Annotated in this window: 13 protein-coding genes; 7 read left to right on the forward strand and 6 right to left on the reverse strand. The window is 61.9% G+C overall.

The genetic code is table 11. From position 1 onward, the window contains the following. The first annotated feature begins 63 nt into the window (after nucleotides 1-63). From EET67_RS01620 to EET67_RS01645, 6 genes are all read left to right on the forward strand, one after another. Entirely contained in the window at nucleotides 64-1,410 is a 1,347-nt protein-coding gene (locus EET67_RS01620; protein WP_128624448.1) for an adenylate/guanylate cyclase domain-containing protein, read from the forward strand. A 32-nt stretch (nucleotides 1,411-1,442) separates the two neighbouring features. Further along, nucleotides 1,443-2,363, forward strand: a complete 921-nt coding sequence (locus tag EET67_RS01625) for a polysaccharide lyase family 20 protein (RefSeq protein ID WP_128624449.1) — start codon at nucleotides 1,443-1,445, stop codon at nucleotides 2,361-2,363. A 116-nt stretch (nucleotides 2,364-2,479) separates the two neighbouring features. Beyond that, nucleotides 2,480-4,366 (forward strand): dipeptide ABC transporter ATP-binding protein, encoded by a 1,887-nt coding sequence (locus tag EET67_RS01630; protein WP_128624450.1) that lies wholly within the window; start codon nucleotides 2,480-2,482, stop codon nucleotides 4,364-4,366. Then, a complete protein-coding gene (locus tag EET67_RS01635; RefSeq protein WP_128624451.1) occupies nucleotides 4,360-6,249 on the forward strand; it encodes an ABC transporter substrate-binding protein in 1,890 nt (629 codons plus the stop codon). The genes EET67_RS01630 and EET67_RS01635 overlap by 7 nt, the downstream gene beginning before the upstream one ends. 2 nt (nucleotides 6,250-6,251) lie before the next feature. Then, nucleotides 6,252-7,250, forward strand: a complete 999-nt coding sequence (locus EET67_RS01640; RefSeq protein WP_128624452.1) for an ABC transporter permease — start codon at nucleotides 6,252-6,254, stop codon at nucleotides 7,248-7,250. Continuing rightward, the gene (locus tag EET67_RS01645; protein WP_128624453.1) at nucleotides 7,247-8,419 is read left to right on the forward strand and encodes an ABC transporter permease; all 1,173 of its coding nucleotides are present in this window, start codon (nucleotides 7,247-7,249) and stop codon (nucleotides 8,417-8,419) included. Before EET67_RS01640 ends, EET67_RS01645 begins: the two co-directional genes overlap by 4 nt. A gap of 3 nt (nucleotides 8,420-8,422) precedes the next feature. Here EET67_RS01645 and EET67_RS01650 read toward each other — a convergent pair whose 3' ends face one another. Then, entirely contained in the window at nucleotides 8,423-9,799 is a 1,377-nt protein-coding gene (locus EET67_RS01650) for a UDP-glucose dehydrogenase family protein (RefSeq protein ID WP_128624454.1), read from the reverse strand. A gap of 174 nt (nucleotides 9,800-9,973) precedes the next feature. On the opposite strand from EET67_RS01650, the gene EET67_RS01655 reads away from it, so the two are divergent. Further along, nucleotides 9,974-10,951: an NAD-dependent epimerase/dehydratase family protein gene (locus tag EET67_RS01655; protein ID WP_128624455.1), complete on the forward strand. Its 978-nt coding sequence runs from the start codon at nucleotides 9,974-9,976 to the stop codon at nucleotides 10,949-10,951. 91 nt (nucleotides 10,952-11,042) lie between these two features. Here EET67_RS01655 and EET67_RS01660 read toward each other — a convergent pair whose 3' ends face one another. The 5 genes from EET67_RS01660 to EET67_RS01680 all read right to left on the reverse strand — a co-directional run bounded on the left by EET67_RS01660 (nucleotide 11,043) and on the right by EET67_RS01680 (nucleotide 16,837). Continuing rightward, nucleotides 11,043-13,241 (reverse strand): xanthine dehydrogenase family protein molybdopterin-binding subunit, encoded by a 2,199-nt coding sequence (locus EET67_RS01660; protein ID WP_128624456.1) that lies wholly within the window; start codon nucleotides 13,239-13,241, stop codon nucleotides 11,043-11,045. A gap of 3 nt (nucleotides 13,242-13,244) precedes the next feature. Then, entirely contained in the window at nucleotides 13,245-13,703 is a 459-nt protein-coding gene (locus EET67_RS01665; protein ID WP_128624457.1) for a (2Fe-2S)-binding protein, read from the reverse strand. A 505-nt stretch (nucleotides 13,704-14,208) separates the two neighbouring features. Next, nucleotides 14,209-14,811, reverse strand: coding sequence for a DsbA family protein (locus EET67_RS01670; protein WP_165899750.1), 603 nt, complete (start codon nucleotides 14,809-14,811; stop codon nucleotides 14,209-14,211). Further along, the gene (locus EET67_RS01675; protein ID WP_128624459.1) at nucleotides 14,808-16,175 is read right to left on the reverse strand and encodes an ATP-binding protein; all 1,368 of its coding nucleotides are present in this window, start codon (nucleotides 16,173-16,175) and stop codon (nucleotides 14,808-14,810) included. The genes EET67_RS01670 and EET67_RS01675 overlap by 4 nt, the downstream gene beginning before the upstream one ends. Continuing rightward, entirely contained in the window at nucleotides 16,172-16,837 is a 666-nt protein-coding gene (locus tag EET67_RS01680) for a response regulator (RefSeq protein WP_128624460.1), read from the reverse strand. The genes EET67_RS01675 and EET67_RS01680 overlap by 4 nt, the downstream gene beginning before the upstream one ends. Between the last annotated feature and the right edge of the window lie 45 nt (nucleotides 16,838-16,882).

Consider the following 16,882-nt stretch of genomic DNA (forward strand, 5'->3'; position numbering starts at 1 on the left):
TAAGTTCACAGGTAGCGGGTGTCGCATTCTTGAAGTGCACTGCATTGGAAATGGTAACGCGTCATGGCTTCGATGCATGATGAGATTTCCGAAATCCTCCTGGATCAGGTTGCCGATTGGTTGACCAAATCCTCGCTTGCCGGCGACGACCTCGAAACGATGGTTCGTGGCTTTTGCGAGCGTCTTGCGGCCGCCGGTCTTCCGCTCGCTCGCGTTCATCTCAGTTTCTCCATGCTGCATCCGCTTTACGACGCGCTCGGCTTTACCTGGGAACGCGGGCGCGGCATCGAGGTGGAAGGTTTGCGCAAAAAGGACGGCCTTCCTTCCGAACGCTTCCTGCGCAGCCCATATTATCATCTGCTCAATCACAAGCTGGAACATTTGCGCCGGCGCATCGACCCTGCCGTGCCCTCGGAGTTTCCGATCTTCGACGATCTCAAGCTCATGGGCGTTACCGACTATATGGCCTTCGTCCATCCGTTCGGCGGTGGGACCAGCCAGGGCATGATCGGATCGTGGTCGACCGACCGCGCCACCGGTTTCAGCGAAAGCATGATCGCGGCGCTGCTGCGCATCCAGAACCATCTCGCCGTCGCCACCAAGATGGCCGTTCTCAACAAGCTCGCCGACAACATGCTGACGACCTATCTGGGTTCCGACGCCGGCAAGCGCGTGCTGAACGGCCAGATCAAGCGGGGCGAGGGCGACACTATCCGGGCAGCCCTGGTCATGGGTGACATGCGCGGCTCCACCAGGCTGGCCGAAACCGCCGGCCGCGAGGGCTATATCGATGTGCTCAACCAGTTTTTCGATGCGGTCGCAGCCCCGTTCAATCGCTTCGGCGGTCAGATATTGAGCTTTCTCGGCGACGGCTTCCTTGCCGTCTATCCGTGCGAAAGGCATCGCGCGCCTTCGGCAATAGCCTGCCAGGCGGCACTTTCAGCGGCGCTGAAGGCAAATGCCCGGGTGGCCGAACTCAACCGCAAAAGGCAGCAGCATGGCGCAGGCGAGATCAGATATGGCATCGGCCTGCACGTCGGAAATGTGATGTTCGGCAATGTCGGGCTTTCCGATCGCCTGACTTTTTCGGCCTTCGGCTCGGCGGTCAACGAAGTCCAGCGGCTCCAGCTTCTGACCAAGAAATATCCGTATCAATTGGTCGCCAGCAAGGAGTTCGCCAACTATTGCGGCGGCGATGGTTGGCTGACGCTGGGGAGGGAAAGGCTGGCGGGCGTCAGGCAGAAGCTGACCGTGCTTTCCCCGGACCTGACCGATGCCGCCGTGGTCGATGATGATGTCGGGGCAGGGGAGGCCCATGACCGGATGTCCGATGCCGAGCAGGTCATGATCCTTCACCGTGACCGCGACCGCCTCCATTTGCCGGTTGCCGGCCAACAGGAACTTCTGTGAAGGCCCCGGCGCTCCGGATAATTGCGGCAGCCATGCTGTGCTTTTGCAGCAGCGCAAAGGCACAGCCGGCGACGCGGGCGCTGGTGGACGGCTTCGAAGGGCGGGATTTCTCTGAAACAGGCGGGCTCTATTATCGCGAGAACTTCGAGCAAAGCGCCGGCCGCGTCGAATTCCAGAACAAGGTGACGCGCACAGGCGGTGGAGCGCTCAGGCTGTCGGTGCGTCCGATCTGTCCTCCGGTCGATGATGATTGCAGCGAGCGTGCTGAAATCTGGGAGAAGACCGCGCTGCGCGTCCCCTACACGGAGGGGGTGTGGTACGGGTTTGCGGTCAAATTTGCCGACCCCATACCGCGCGACGACCATCGCTATCTGATTGCCCAATGGAAGCGCGAGATCGAGCCGGGCGCCGAGGGCGATTTCAGCCCGTTCCTCGCCCTGCGGCTCGACAAGGGCAAGCTGTTTGCCACCGTCGAGACCAATCTTCTGCCCATAGTCGAAGACACGCCCGTCGATGGTGCGTGCCGGGCAGGCGAGGCACCGGTATGGCTGCGGCCGGATACGAACCAGATGCGCGCGCTCATTGCCGCCGATGCCACATGGACGCCTGCCGATAGCGGCCTCTTCGACACATGCACCGCCGCGATCACCGTCAAGACCCATGGCAATGCGCTGCCGGAACCGGGATCGGGCTGGATCGACTTTGCGGTTTTCACCAAGCCCGGCCCGGACGGCTCCGGCCATATCGAACTGTTTGCCAACGGCAAGCCGATCGTGACCGTCACCGGCCGCATCGGCCATGCCGACAAGGGGCTCGGCCAGAACCAGTATTTCAAATTCGGCCCCTACCGGGCCGCCCATCCCGGCGAATGGGCACTCTATTACGACGATTTCCGGCGGTCCTCGCGCTGTACGGATGTCCTTAATGACGAAATTTGTGACGTTCTGAAATGAAAAACGACCGTGGGTAGAGCTGCTTGCACATGCTGACTTGCGAGAAATGCTAGGCAGCCAATCGGCCCTGCGGTAGTCTGCACCCGTACCGGCAAGGTGCGCAGGGGCGTGAGGCGATGGTTGCAAGCGCTGATCTCTTACGGGTCGAGGATCTTGCCATCTCGTTTGCGATCATGGGTGGCGCGATCCATGCCGTGAAGCGGGCGAATTTGCGCATCCTGCCCGGCAAGGTGACCGCGCTGGTCGGCGAATCCGGCTCCGGAAAATCGGTTATCGGCCAGGCGATCATGGGGATATTGCCCCGCAGTGCGCGGGCACGGGGCCGGATTCTCTTTTCTGACCCGGAAAGCCCCGGCGAAACAGCCGATATTTTGCAGATGCCGCCCGACGGGCGCGAAATCAGGGGGATCCGGGGAAGGCGCATCGGCAAGATTTTCCAGGAGCCAATGACGTCGCTGTCGCCGCTGCACACGATTGGAAACCAGGTTGGCGAGGTCCTGAAAATCCACACGACGCTATCGGCTGAAGAATGCCGGGAGCGCACTGAAGGCATGCTTGCGCTTGTCGGCTTTCCCAATCCGAGGCGGGCCTATGATATGTATCCGTTCGAGCTGTCGGGCGGCCTGCGCCAGCGCGCGATGATCGCCATGGCGTTGATCTGCCACCCGGCACTGCTGATCGCCGACGAGCCGACAACGGCGCTCGACGTGACTATCCAGGCACAGATCCTGCTGCTGCTGCGCGAACTGCAGGCCAATCTCAACATGGCCATGCTGCTGATCACGCACGATCTTGGCGTCGTGGCCAATGTCGCCGATGAGGTGGTGGTCATCTATCACGGCGAGATCATGGAAGCGGGTCCGGTCGATGCGATATTTCGCCGGCCTACCCATCCTTATCTGAAGGGCCTGATGGCGGCCGTTCCGCATTTCGACATGAAGCCGGGCGAGAGGCTGAAGGCCCTGCGCGAAGTGCCGGTAAACGTCGAAAACCTGCTGGGGAAGAAGAAGCCGAAAAAAGGTACGGATGTCCTGCTTTCGGTCAGGAACCTGACCAAGTCCTTTTCGATCCGCCAATCGGATTGGTCCTTTGGCGAGGTCGCCACCGTTCGCGCGGTCGATTGCGTCAGCTTTGATATAAGGCGTGGCGAATGCCTGGGGCTGGTGGGCGAAAGCGGTTCCGGCAAGACCACCGTCAGCAAGCTTCTCATGCGCGCGGTCACGCCCGACCAGGGATCGGTCGTCTTCAATGACAGCGATAGCCCGATCGACGTCCTATCGGCGACGGGCAGCGCCCTGCGCAAGCTACGCACGAAAATCCAGATGGTGTTCCAGGACCCGGTTTCCTCGCTGTCGCCGCGCATGACGGTCCAGAACATATTGAGCGAACCGCTGGAAATCCATGGGCGGGGCGATGCCCAGACAAGACTTGCTTCGGTCAGTGCCCTGATGCGCGCCATCGGCCTCGATCAGCATTTCGTCAATCGTTACCCGCACAGCTTTTCTGGTGGTCAGCGTCAGCGCATCGGCATTGCCCGCGCATTGGCGTTAGGCCCCGATCTGCTGATTTGCGACGAACCGGTATCGGCGCTCGACGTCTCGGTCCAGGCGCAGATATTGAACCTTTTGAAGGACCTGCAGAAGGAACTCGGGCTCACCTACCTGTTCATCTCCCACAACCTCGCCGTGGTCGACTACATGGCCGACCGGATCGCCGTGATGTGCGGCGGTCGCATCGTGGAACTGGCGCCGCGCGAGGCCTTGATGGGCAATCCCATCCATCCCTACACCCGCGCGCTGCTGGCAGCCATACCGTTTCCCGACCTCGACCGGCCACTCGACCTGGGCATGTTGCGAAAAAACGGTGCCTCCGACACCGCGACATGGGGTCCTCAGTTTCGTGACGATGGCGAGGAGGGAGTTCTTGCCCACACAGATATCGGCGATGGCCATTTCCTGCTGGCCCGGCGCAGCGCCGATGCAAAGGAGTTGCTTCCGTGCTGACCCGTCGCACAGCCCTCGGTGCTATCGCTTCGGCGATCATTCCGGGTAGGCTGCGCGCTGCAGAGCCAAAGTCTGCGCTTCCTTCGCCTGAGACCGGGCTGCCCGATCTTGCCGACAGGCTGCCGAAGACGCCGCGGGTTATCGATGTCTCCGCCATGGGAAGGCTGCCGGGCCGTCCCGGTGGGACAGTGCGGACGTTGATCGGCAGCCAGAAAGACATCCGGTTCATGACGATCTACGGCTATGCACGCTTGGTCGGCTATGACGAAAGCTTGAATATGCACGCCGACATCCTGGAGAGCTTTGAAGATGTCGGCAGCCGCATCTTCACCTTCAGGATTCGTGAAGGACACAAATGGTCCGATGGAAGTTTGCTGACGGCGGAGGACTTTCGCTATTGCTGGGAAGACGTGTGGCTGAACAAGCAGTTGAAGTCGGAAGGGCTGCCGCGCGCCTTCCTCGTTGACGGAAAGATGCCGGTCTTCGAAGTTGTCGATCCGCTGACCGTTCGCTACACTTGGGATGCGCCCAATCCCGACTTCCTGCCGAGCCTGGCCGCGCCGCAGCCGCTGAGCCTGGTGCTGCCTGCGACCTATCTGAAGCAGTTCCACGAAAAATATCAGGAGCCGGACCAGCTGCAGGCATTGGTCAAAAAGTACCGGGCCCGCAAATGGACCGCGCTTCACCTGATCATGTCACGCCAGTATCGGCCGGAAAACCCGGCACTCCCGGCGCTGGAGCCATGGATCAACCGGACCGAGCCGCCGGCCGAACGGTTCGTTTTCGAGCGCAATCCGTTCTTTCACCGCGTCGACAAGAACGGCCAGCAATTGCCCTATATCGACCGCTTCATCCTCAATGTCAGTTCCTCGGCGATCATCGCTGCCAAGGCCGGGTCCGGAGAAAGCGATCTCCAGATGAACGGGATCGATTTCGCCGACTACTCTTTCCTGAAGGACAGCGAGAAGCGCTATCCGCTCAAGGTTCATCTCTGGAAGCGTACGCAGGGGTCACGGCTTGCGTTGCTTCCCAATCTCAATGCGGCCGATACGACCTGGCGGGCGGTGCTTCGGGACGCGCGTGTGCGCAGGGCGCTTTCGCTGGCGATTGATCGGCGCGAGATAAACATGGCCGTCTTTTACGGCCTGGCGAAGGAAAGCGCCGACACGGTGCTGCCCGAAAGTCCGCTCTTCCGCAGGGAGTTCGCAGAGGCCTGGGCCGCACACGACCCCGACAAAGCCAATGCCCTGCTTGACGAAGCTGGTCTGGCCGCGCGCGACGAGGATGGGTTCAGGATGCTGCCTGACGGACGCACGGCCCAGATCACCGTCGAAACGGCCGGAGAAAGCAGCCTCGATACCGATGTGCTCGAGCTTGTGACCGACCATTGGCGCGCGATCGGTATCCCGCTGTTCATCCGTACCTCGCAGCGCGATGTCTTCCAGAGCAGGGCTCTGGGCGGCCAGATCATGATGTCTCTGTGGTCAGGCATCGACAATGGCGTGCCGACGGCAGAGATGAGCCCGCACCAGCTTGCGCCGACAGTCGAGGATCAGCTTCAGTGGCCGCTTTGGGGGTCCCATTATGCTTCGGACGGCCAGGTTGGCGAGCAGCCTGATCTGCCCGAAGCAGTCGAGCTCGTTTCCCTGCTCACAAGATGGCGCAGGGCAGGCGAGCATCAAGAGCGCGTGCGTATCTGGGATGCCATGCTTTCCCTCTACACCGACCAGGTGTTTTCCATCGGCATTGTCAACGCCACGCTGCAGCCGGTATTGGCGTCCACCCGTTTGCGAAACCTGCCGTCGACCGGCCTCTATGGCTTCGATCCGACCTCCTATCTGGGCGTCTACATGCCCGATACGTTCTGGCTGGAGGAGGACTGAAGATGCTTCGCTATGTCGGCTGGCGCATCGCCGCAATGGTCCCCACTCTGCTGATCATCTCTGCGCTGGTCTTCACCATCATCGAATTGCCTCCGGGCGATTATTTCGAGAGCTACGCCGCCGAATTGCGGGCGCAGGGCGAAGGCGTGGATATGGGGCAACTCGAGGCGCTGCGGGCGGAATACGGCTTCGACCAGCCCGTGGTCATTCGCTATTTCTACTGGGTCGCCGGCATGCTGCAGGGCGATTTCGGCTATTCCTTCGAATATCAGGTGCCCGTCAGCGATGTGATCGGTAACAGGATGTGGCTGACCGTCCTGGTTTCCTTCGTCACCATCGTCTTCACCTGGGTCATCGCATTCCCCATCGGGATGTATTCGGCCACTCATCAATATAGCTGGGGAGACTACGGCCTCACCTTCCTGGGCCTGATCGGCATCGCGATCCCGAATTTCATGCTGGCACTCATCCTGATGTATTTCGCCAATATCTGGTTCGGCACCTCGATCGGCCATCTCATGGACCAGAGATATCTCGGCGAACCCATGAGTTGGGACAAGGCGAAGTCTATCGTCGAGCATCTGTGGATTCCCGTCATCATCATCGGCACGGCCGGCACCGCCGGCATGATCCGCCGCCTGCGCGCCAATCTCCTGGACGAACTCCAGAAGCAATATGTCATGACGGCCCGCGCCAAGGGGCTGCACCCGTTCCGCACGCTGGTCAAATATCCGCTGCGCATGTCCCTTAATTTCTTCGTCTCCGATATCGGCTCCATCCTTCCGGCGATCATTTCCGGCGCCGAGATCACGGCCATCGTGCTGTCGCTGGAAACAACCGGGCCGATGCTCATCAAGGCGCTACGCAGCCAGGATATGTATCTGGCTGGTGCGTTCCTGATGTTCCTTGCCTTCCTGACGGTGATCGGCGTGCTGATCTCCGATCTGGCGCTGGCGATCCTAGATCCGCGGATTCGGCTTCAGGGCGGTAGCACCAAATGACGCCGCTCCCCCCTCCAGGCGCGCCGCTGGAACATTATGTGTCCGCAGCACCGTTCGATCCGATGTCGGTGGAGGCGGCGAGCGCAGAACTGAAGCGCGTCTACCAGGCGTCACAACTTAGGCTGATGTGGTGGAAATTCAGGCAGCATCGGCTGGCCGTGGCATCGGCCGTCCTGCTTGCCGCATTCTACCTGATGATCCTGATCTGCGAGTTCCTGGCGCCTTACAATCTCCACACGCGCAACATGGATTTCATCTATTCGCCGCCACAGCGCGTCCGCCTGTTTCATGAAGGGCAATTCGTCGGGCCGTTCGTCTATGGGCGGACCATGACCCTCGATATGGAGACCCTCAAACGCGAATATGCCGACGACAGGACCGATATCCAGCGACTTCGTTTCTTCTGCAGGGGGGACGCCTATAAATTCTGGGACGTCATCGCCACCGACATTCATCTGGTGTGTCCGGCCGAAGGTGGCGAGATGTTTCTTCTGGGAACGGACCGGCTGGGGCGCGACGTGCTGTCGCGCATCATCTACGGCGCACGCATCTCGCTCACGATAGGGCTCGTCGGCATCAGCGTCAGCTTCCTGCTCGGCATCGTCATCGGCGGGCTGGCCGGATATCACGGCGGTGTATTCGACCTCATCGTCCAACGGATCATCGAGGTGATCCAGTCGCTGCCGAGCATTCCGCTGTGGATGGCGCTGGCGGCGATCATGCCGGTCACCTGGAGCCCGCTGGTGATCTATTTCGGCATCACCATCATTCTTGGACTGCTCGATTGGACCGGTCTGGCGCGGGCCGTGCGCTCCAAGCTGCTTGCGCTGAGAGAGGAAGATTATGTCCTGGCAGCGCAACTGATGGGCGCCAATTCCAGCCGTATCATCGGGCGGCACCTGATTCCCGGTTTCATGTCGCATCTCATCGCCACGGCGACAATCTCCATTCCCGGAATGATCCTCGGCGAAACGGCGCTGAGCTTCCTCGGACTGGGCCTGAGGCCGCCGATCACCAGTTGGGGCATCCTGCTCACCGAAGCGCGCAGCGTCAGCGTGATCGCATTCTATCCGTGGCTGCTGTTCCCGATGGTTCCCGTCATCCTCGTCATTCTGGCGTTCAATTTCCTTGGCGACGGATTGCGCGATGCCGCCGACCCCTACCGATAGATTTTAAGCTACCTCGCGCCCCGGCATTGCTGTCGAGGCACTGATCGGGTGGGCGGGTTCGCCGCGTCCGATTGCGTAATAGAGCAGGCCGTGCCGGCGCACCTGAGCGGGATCGTACAGATTGCGGCCGTCAACAATGACCGGGTTACGAAGATTGGCCTTGAGCCAGCCGAAATCTGCGATCCTGAACTGCTTCCACTCCGTGCAGACCGCAAGCGCATCTGCGCCCTTGGCTGCTTCCTGAGGGCTGGAGGCAAATATCAGCATGGGTCGGTTGCCATAGTGCCGGTGGGCCTCGCCCATCGCCTCCGGATCGAATGCGGCGACATTTGCGCCTGCCTCCCATAGCTCTTCCATCAGGACACGGCTCGGCGCCTCGCGCATGTCGTCGGTATTGGGCTTGAAGGCCAGCCCCCACAGGGCGATCCTGCGGCCACGCAGATCGCCGTCGAATGCCTGTTCCAGCTTGTGGAAGAGCGTGTGCTTTTGCGCATTGTTGACGCGCTCGACCGTTTCCAGAAGCTCTGCCGTGAAGCCTGCGTCTCTCGCGGCATGGGCCAGGGCCCGCATGTCCTTGGGCAGGCATGAGCCGCCATAGCCGCAGCCGGGATAGATGAACTGATAGCCGATGCGGGGGTCGGACCCGATGCCCTTGCGCACATCCTCGATATCCGCGCCCAGCCTCTCGGCAATGTTGGCCAGCTCGTTCATGAAGCTGATCTTGGTGGCCAGCATGGCGTTTGCCGCATATTTCGTCAGCTCGGCCGAACGGACATCCATGCTGATCAGCTTGTCGTGGTTGCGGTTGTATGGCGCATAGCAATCCTGCAATGTCTTGCGCACGGTTTCGGAGTCGGTTCCGACGATGATCCGGGCCGGCTTGGTGAAATCCTCAATGGCACTGCCTTCCTTCAGGAATTCGGGGTTCGAACAGACATCGAACCTGTGATCGGCGCCCCTTGCGCGCATGGCCTGCTGGATCGTCCCCTCGACGAGACTTGCGGTGCCGACCGGGACGGTCGATTTGTCGACGACGATCTTGTAGCAGTCGATATGCTCGCCGATGGTCCTGGCGACGCTGAAGATGTTGGTCAGGTCCGCCGATCCGTCCTCGCGCGGCGGCGTTCCGACCGCGATGAAAAACAGGTCGGCAAAACGCACGCCGATCGGCGTATTGGTCGAAAAGCGCAGGCGTCCGGCCTGCGCATTACTGGCCACAAGTTCCTGCAGTCCGGGCTCGAAGATCGGGACCTTGCCCCGTCTCAGGGTTTCTATTCGTTCTTCATCGACATCGATGCACACGATATCATGGCCGACATCGGCCAGGCAGGCTGCGGTGACCAGACCGACATAGCCCGTCCCAAAGACAGTGGCTTTCATCTGTATCCCCTTCGAAAAATGCTGTTCGCAGGTCTTTCAAATCCGGGAATGCTCGTCCGAAGCTAAGTTGATCATTGCCAAAAACAGTGCTCAATTCTATCCCATCTTTTGGGTGGTGCGAATAGCTTTGCAGCGCCGCTTCGGATGGTCGGTACGTGATGATGCGGTGAGACCATGAAAGTTCTGTTGACCGGCGCGGCGGGTTTCATCGGCTTTCATGTCGCGCAGCGCTTCCTCGCCCAGGGAGAACATGTCCTCGGCCTCGACGATCTGAACGACTATTATTCCGTTGCGCTCAAGCGCGAGCGCCTGCGCTTGCTCGAGGCGCAAGAGCGGTTCCAGTTCAGGCAGTTGAATATTGCCGGCCATCGTTCAGTGGAAGCGATCGAAGCCTATGCTGCCGATGTCGACATCATTCTTCATTTCGCAGCTCAGGCCGGCGTCCGCTATTCGGTCCAGAACCCCTTTGCCTATGTGGACTCCAACGTCACCGGGCAGGTTGCGGTCTTCGAAGTAGCAGCCAGGCTGGCCAGGTGTCCGCCGGTGGTCTACGCCAGTTCATCGTCGGTCTATGGGGCGGATGAAGCAGTTCCATTCACCGAGACCGCCCGCGCCGACCGGCCGGTTTCCATCTATGCCGCGACTAAGCGTGCTGGGGAATTGCTCGCCCATGCCTATGCGGACCTGCACGGCATCCGTTCCACGGGATTGCGGCTGTTCACAGTCTATGGCCGCTATGGCCGGCCGGACATGGCGCCATGGCTGTTCACCGACGCCATTTTGAACGGCCGACCGATTCCGGTTTTCAACAATGGCGAGATGCTGCGCGATTTCACGCATGTGGATGATATCGTCGATGGCGTGGTGGCGGCCGCAAAGCGGATTCTGGAAAAGCCTGCCGGGACGGAACCGATCTACAATCTCGGCCATAATTCTCCCATCATGCTGCTGGATTTCATTGCCGCGATCGAAAAAGCCGCCGGCTGCCGCGCGATCATGGACATGCGGCCCAAGCCTGCCGGTGATGTGGTCAGAACCTGTGCCGATATCGCCCTCGCCGGTCGAGACCTCGGTTTCAGACCCAGAACGCTGCTCGCCGACGGGATCGCCGACTTTGTCGGCTGGTTCAAGGCATATAAGGGCCTGCGCTGAAACCTGGTGCGGGACCATCGGTGCTGAGAACTTCTGGCCAGAGGATGAAGACGGCCGCGATGGATATCGCGACCGGCTCGCCGTCCTCCACTTATGCCGACAGGCTCTTGATCAGTGGCGGCTTGCGGATGGTCTTGCCGGTTGCAGCCCGCAGGGCATTGCCGACAGCCGGGCCGATCGGCGGCACGCCCGGCTCGCCGACACCGGTCGGCGGCTCGTCGGATGCCACGATATGCACTTCGACGGACGGCATCTGGTTGATGCGCAGCGGCGTGTAGGTGTCGTAATTCTCCTGATCCACCACGCCTTCAGTCAGCGTCAGCTCTTCCTGCAGGATCGCGCCAAGGCCGAAGCCGATGCCACCTTCCATCTGCGCCCGGATCTGGTCGGGATTGATGGCGATGCCACAATCGACCGCACAGACGACGCGGTCGACCGTGAAGTCGCTGCCGCCCTTGAAGGTGATTTCGACCACTTCGGCGACATAGGTCGAGAAGCTTTCATGCAGCGCGACGCCACGGAACCGCCCCTCCGGCAGAGGTGTGCCCCAGCCGGCCTTTTCGGCCGCCAGTTTCAAGACGGCGGCATGGCGCGGATGCTCGTCCAGCATCGACAGGCGGAATTCGACAGGATCGCGATTTGCGGCGGCGGCAAGCTCGTCAATGAAGGTTTCCATCACATAGGCGGTGTGGGTGGACCCCACCGACCGCCACCACAGCACGGGAACCTTCACATCCGTGGTCGTCAGCTCGACCTTCAGATTGGGGATGGCATAGGGCAGGTTGACCGCACCCTCCACCGAAGTCGGGTCGATCCCATCCTTGATCATTGCCGCCATCGGCGAGCCGCCCATGATGGACTGGCCGATAATATGGTCGTGAAGGGCGACGATCTTGCCATCCTTGTCGAGCCCGGCCTTCACGGCATGCACATAGGCGGGCCGGTAGCGGCCGCCGCGCATGTCGTTCTCGCGCGTCCATTGCACTCTCACCGGCTTTCCGGGGCCAAGCGCGCGCGCCGTGGCCACGGCTTCCACGATGAGGTCCGCATCAGCCACGGCACGACGGCCGAAGCTGCCGCCAGTCTTCATCACATGAAGCTTCACCTTGTCCGGCGTCGTTCCGCCGATCTGCGCGGCGATCATCTGGTAAAGGTCGGGCATCTGGTGCCCGCCCCAGACATCGATGGTGCCGTCTTCGTTGAAGCGGGCGGCCGCATTGAGCGGCTCGATCGAGGCATGGGCGAGATAGGGGAACTCATAGCGCCCTTCGACGACCTTGGCCGCACCGGTCAATGCTGAAGCTGCGTCGCCGTCATTGCGCGCGGTGGCAGCACCCGGACCATCGGCCAGCTTGTTATATTCGGTCATGATCTGGGCCGAGCCGCGCTTTTCGGCCTTGGCTTCGTCCCACTTCACCTCCACCAGGTCGCGGCCCTTGAGTGCGGTCCACATATTGGTGCCGACCACCGCGATCCCGCGCGGCGTCTGGATGACGTCGACAATGCCGTCGAGCGCCTTGGCCTTGGCGGGGTCGAAGCTGGCGACCTCAGCCCCGAATTTGGGCGGATGGATCATGACGGCGGTCGCCAGACCGTCCATCTTCAGGTCGATCGTATAGGTCTGCGTGCCGTCAACCTTGCTGCGGGAGTCGTAGCGCTTGAGGTTTTCGGCGCCGATCTGTGTCCATCTGTCCCGCGGTTTCAGTTCTACGTCGTTCGGGATTGGCATTTCGGCGGCAGCCGTGGCCAGTTCGCCGAAATTTGCGCGCTTGCCGGATGCGTGCGAGACGACGCCTGATGCGACCTCTATCTCGCCGGCCGGTACGTTCCATTCTTTCGCTGCCGCCGCCACCAGCATCGAGCGGGCGGCCGCTCCGGCCTTGCGATAGCGCTCCCATGACGAGGTCATGGAGGTGGAGCCGCCGGTCCCCTGCATCGCTCCGCCCCAGGCAAGGTTGCCGTAAAGCCCGGTATTGCCGGCGGCGCCGATCACATCGACCTGGGCCCAGTCGCCTTCCAGCTCTTCCATGACCAGTGTGGCGATGCCGAAATAGGAGCCTTGCCCCATCTCGAATTGCGAGGAGTGGATGAGGATCCGGTTTTCGGGGGTGATCTCGACATAGGCCTGGAAGGGATTTGCCTGGGCTTCAGCCGGTGCTGCCTGTGCTGCGGCCGGACTGGCCGCGATCAGTCGGTATCCGACCGCCAGTCCGGCGGTGGCAGCCGTGCCTATGAGGAACTGTCGACGCGTGGGCTGCACCGCGCCCTGTTTCAGGCGAAATTGCAACATGGCTCAGGCCTCCAGACGATGCGCAGCTTCATGAATGGCCGCGCGGATGCGTTGATAGGTGGCGCAGCGGCAAAGGTTGCCGCTCATGGCCGAATCGATGTCCTCGTCGGTGGGCTTGGGCGTTTCGGCCAACAGGGCGGCCGCCGACATGATCTGGCCGGACTGGCAATAGCCGCATTGCGGCACGTCCATCTCGGCCCAGACTGCCTGGATCGTTTCGCTGACCTTGCCGGAAATGCCCTCGATCGTGGTGATCGACGCGCCTTCGACATCGCTGATGGCAGTCTGGCATGAGCGTGTCGCCACCCCGTCGATGTGAACGGTGCAGGCGCCGCATTGCGCCATGCCGCAGCCGAATTTGGTTCCCGTCAGCCCGATGACGTCACGGATCGCCCAAAGCAGCGGCATATCCGGGTCGACGTCGAGCGTGCGCGCTTCGCCATTGAGGGTGAAAGCGACCATGGCTTGCTCTCCTTGTTTTGAGCTGGCTATCGCATTTGCGCCTGTGGCGACGGGCGCCGGGCATGTCTGTCGAGGCGCAGGTCTCACAGACTAGGGGCGTGTCGGCCAGCCAACAAGCCGTTAGGGGCCTGATCGCGAGATCGTGAAAAGGGACACCCTGGAGGATGAATAATCGTGATCGCCTTTGCAGACGACCATCCGGCCTTTCCTGCAGGCCCAGCACGATCTTCAGCCCGGCCCGCCGCGGGTCGAACGCCTGGGCGATCGATGCAGGCCTGTTGTTCAATCTGGCCGATGAAGGCGCGCAATCGGTCGGGGCAAAGCTCGGCGTCATAAAGAGGTTCTGACGCCGGCAGGGCTTGTCCAAACCGGGACACTACGCGCAAGGCAGCGCCGCTCACGGGGAGCGGCGCTGCCTTGTAATTCCAATGGACATGATTGTTGCTTGGTCGCGCCGGCAGATGATCGGCAGGCGTCGACGCCTCAACGTGCCGCGCTGCCGGAGCTACCTGTTGCTGCGCGCCCGGGCGATTGCTCTGCGGATTTCTTCTGGACTCAGTGGCTGCCGATAGAGGTTCGACCCGACGATGAAGGCGGGCGTCCCGGGAAGCGACAGGCCACGAGCCTGCTGCTGGTTGCGGACAAGGAGCGCGTCGATTTCCGTCAGATGGACATCAAGCGCGTCGCGGATCGCGCCGACATCGATGCCCTTGCCGCGCATGGCGCCGGAGATCCCGCGTATCGTCAGCCCGCCCTCGATTTCCATGACAGCGGCGTGAGCAGGTGCATAGACGCCGAGACGGTCGGCCGCTAAAACCATGCGCGAGGCGTATGCCGCCAGTTCGCCATTTATCGGCCAGTCTTTCATCACCAGCCGGATGTTCCCATCTTCCTGGACGATGTCTTTCAGATGCGGGTGGACGACCTTGCAGTAGGGACATGCATAGTCGAAGAATTCGGCGATCGTAACGTCTCCGTGGGGATTGCCGAGCACCGGGAGAGCCGGATCGAACAATATCTCGGAAACCGGGGGAAGTTCGCGTGCGCCAGCGCTGCCGGATGCGCCCGCCGCAACCGCCGCCGCCAGGAATTGCCGCCGCGAGATCACGACCCGTCCGCTCCAACCGGAAGCGACAATGTCGCCGTCAGGCCGTGCGGATCGCGGTTCTGCAACCGCAGCGAGCCGCCCATCCGTGCTGCCGCTTCCTCGGCGATAGAGAGGCCCAGGCCGCTGCCTGCCGGCGACCTGTCGCGGCCGCGAAAGAACCGCTCGGTAATTCGCGGCAGCTCGCTCGCCGCAATGCCAGGCCCGTCATCCTCGATGATGATGTTGACGCCGCCTTCGTCCTTGCTAACCCGAACCAGGACCTTGCCGCTGGCGGGAGAATGGTTGAGAGCGTTCTCGATCAGGTTTCGCAGGGCCAACATGAGGAAGGTGGGTTCGAAGCAGGCTTCGATGTCCGTGTCGCCGCTACCCTTTTCGAGCGCTACGGTGGGGTCGCCTGCTGGTGGCATCTCGGCTATGACCCGCTTGACGACTTCGATCGGGCAGCCTGTTGCGAGTGCGGGTGTGTTGTCGCTTGCCTCGATCATGGCCAGGTCGAGCAACTGCCGAACGAGCCGCGAGGTCCGGTCGACGCCCGCTGAAATCTGCCGGAGCGCGTTGGCATGGACGTCGCCGTCGCTACTGGCAAGCGCGATCTGCGCCTGTGTCTTGAGCCCGGCGAGCGGCGTCTTCAGTTCATGGGCGGCGAAGGCGGTAAAGCTCTTTTCGCGTTCGCGCGCATCGGCGACGCGCCGAAACAAGCCGTTGAGCGCGTGGACGGCCGGAGCAATCTCCCTGGGCAGCCTCTCGTCGGGGAGGGGGCGCAGGTCGGTGGCGGCGCGCGAAGAGAGCGTGCGTGCCATGTCATTCAAGGGAGACATACCCCGTCTCACACTCAGCCAGATGGTTCCGGCCAGAAATGGCAGGATGAGCCCTGCTGGAAGGACCAGCCCCTTGATGACCTCGCCGACGAGGCGGTCGCGCATGTCGATGCTGTCGCCGACCATGACGCGGACTCCGAGATCGGCATTCTCTATGGCGTAGACGCGCCAGGTTTCGCCGTCCACCTCGGTTTTTGAAAAGCCGCTTGGCAAATCGGTCAAGCGCTGCTCCGGGGCGTGCTCGGAACGGCCGACGAGGGCGCCGTCCAGCGACCATATCTGACAGGAGAGCTGACGCTCATAAGGCTGTTGTCCAAGTTCGAAAGCGGCAGCAGCCCCCCTTCCGTCCCTGCCGGCAAGCGCCAGCTCGACGCGATCGTCCGTCAGAAGCGAGTTCACCATCCGCGCCGCTTCCATGAGCCGGGCGTCCAGCACGCGCTCGAGTTCGGCCTGTGTGCCGAGATAGATCCACGCCACGGCCAGCAGCCAAACCAGCCCTGTCGAGCCGAGAAGGACGGTAAGAAGCCTTGTCCGGATGGAGTTCATGGGCACTCCTCCGCCAGCCTGTAGCCTAACCCGCGCACCGTCTTGATGAAGCCGGCCCCAAGCTTGGAGCGCAGGTGATGGACATGGACTTCCACCGCATTGCTTTCGACTTCTTCCTGCCAGCCGTAGAGCGTCTCTTCCAGGGTCGATTTGGAAACGGTCGATCCTGGATGCTCCATGAGCGCCCGAAGCACGCCGAACTCCCGCCTCGTCAGCACCAGCGGATTGCCGTCAAGACTGACGACCTGCCGGGCTGGATCGAGGACAACCCCCCGCCATTCCAGCATCGCGGTGGCCCGTCCCCCGCCACGGCGCGCTGCCGCCCGCACTCGCGCGGCCAGTTCGTCGAGGTCGAAAGGCTTGCCGACATAGTCGTCCGCGCCGGCGTCGAGCCCGGCGATGCGATCCGATACCTGGTCGCGGGCGGTGAGCAGGATCACCGGCGTCGCGTCTTTCCTCCGCCGCAGGGAAGCGAGGATATCGAGGCCGGAACCATCAGGCAGCATCAGGTCGAGCACGGCCGCGTCGTAGGATTGCGTCTCCAGCGCGGCGAACGCCTCCTCGCAGGTGGCGACCGCATCTACGGTGAAGCCCGCCAGCCCAAGACCCACCGACAGGCCGTCGAACAGCATCGGATCGTCTTCGACTATGAGAATCCGCATGCTTTAATCTCCGCCGGGATGGCTCTAATCCTGTCATTTCGGCCT

This window comes from Borborobacter arsenicus (genome assembly GCF_003934165.1).
GTDB classification, from domain to species: domain Bacteria; phylum Pseudomonadota; class Alphaproteobacteria; order Rhizobiales; family Rhizobiaceae; genus Pseudaminobacter; species Pseudaminobacter arsenicus.

Bases quoted from the DNA above. Each gene is read 5' to 3' on its own strand.
- EET67_RS01620 (WP_128624448.1), top strand. From the start codon at position 64: ATGGCTTCGATGCATGATGAGATTTCCGAAATCCTCCTGGATCAGGTT.
- EET67_RS01625 (WP_128624449.1), top strand. From the start codon at position 1,443: ATGCTGTGCTTTTGCAGCAGCGCAAAGGCACAGCCGGCGACGCGGGCG.
- EET67_RS01630 (WP_128624450.1), top strand. From the start codon at position 2,480: ATGGTTGCAAGCGCTGATCTCTTACGGGTCGAGGATCTTGCCATCTCG.
- EET67_RS01640 (WP_128624452.1), top strand. From the start codon at position 6,252: ATGCTTCGCTATGTCGGCTGGCGCATCGCCGCAATGGTCCCCACTCTG.
- EET67_RS01645 (WP_128624453.1), top strand. From the start codon at position 7,247: ATGACGCCGCTCCCCCCTCCAGGCGCGCCGCTGGAACATTATGTGTCC.
- EET67_RS01650 (WP_128624454.1), bottom strand. From the start codon at position 9,799: ATGAAAGCCACTGTCTTTGGGACGGGCTATGTCGGTCTGGTCACCGCA.
- EET67_RS01655 (WP_128624455.1), top strand. From the start codon at position 9,974: ATGAAAGTTCTGTTGACCGGCGCGGCGGGTTTCATCGGCTTTCATGTC.
- EET67_RS01660 (WP_128624456.1), bottom strand. From the start codon at position 13,241: ATGTTGCAATTTCGCCTGAAACAGGGCGCGGTGCAGCCCACGCGTCGA.
- EET67_RS01665 (WP_128624457.1), bottom strand. From the start codon at position 13,703: ATGGTCGCTTTCACCCTCAATGGCGAAGCGCGCACGCTCGACGTCGAC.
- EET67_RS01675 (WP_128624459.1), bottom strand. From the start codon at position 16,175: ATGAACTCCATCCGGACAAGGCTTCTTACCGTCCTTCTCGGCTCGACA.
- EET67_RS01680 (WP_128624460.1), bottom strand. From the start codon at position 16,837: ATGCGGATTCTCATAGTCGAAGACGATCCGATGCTGTTCGACGGCCTG.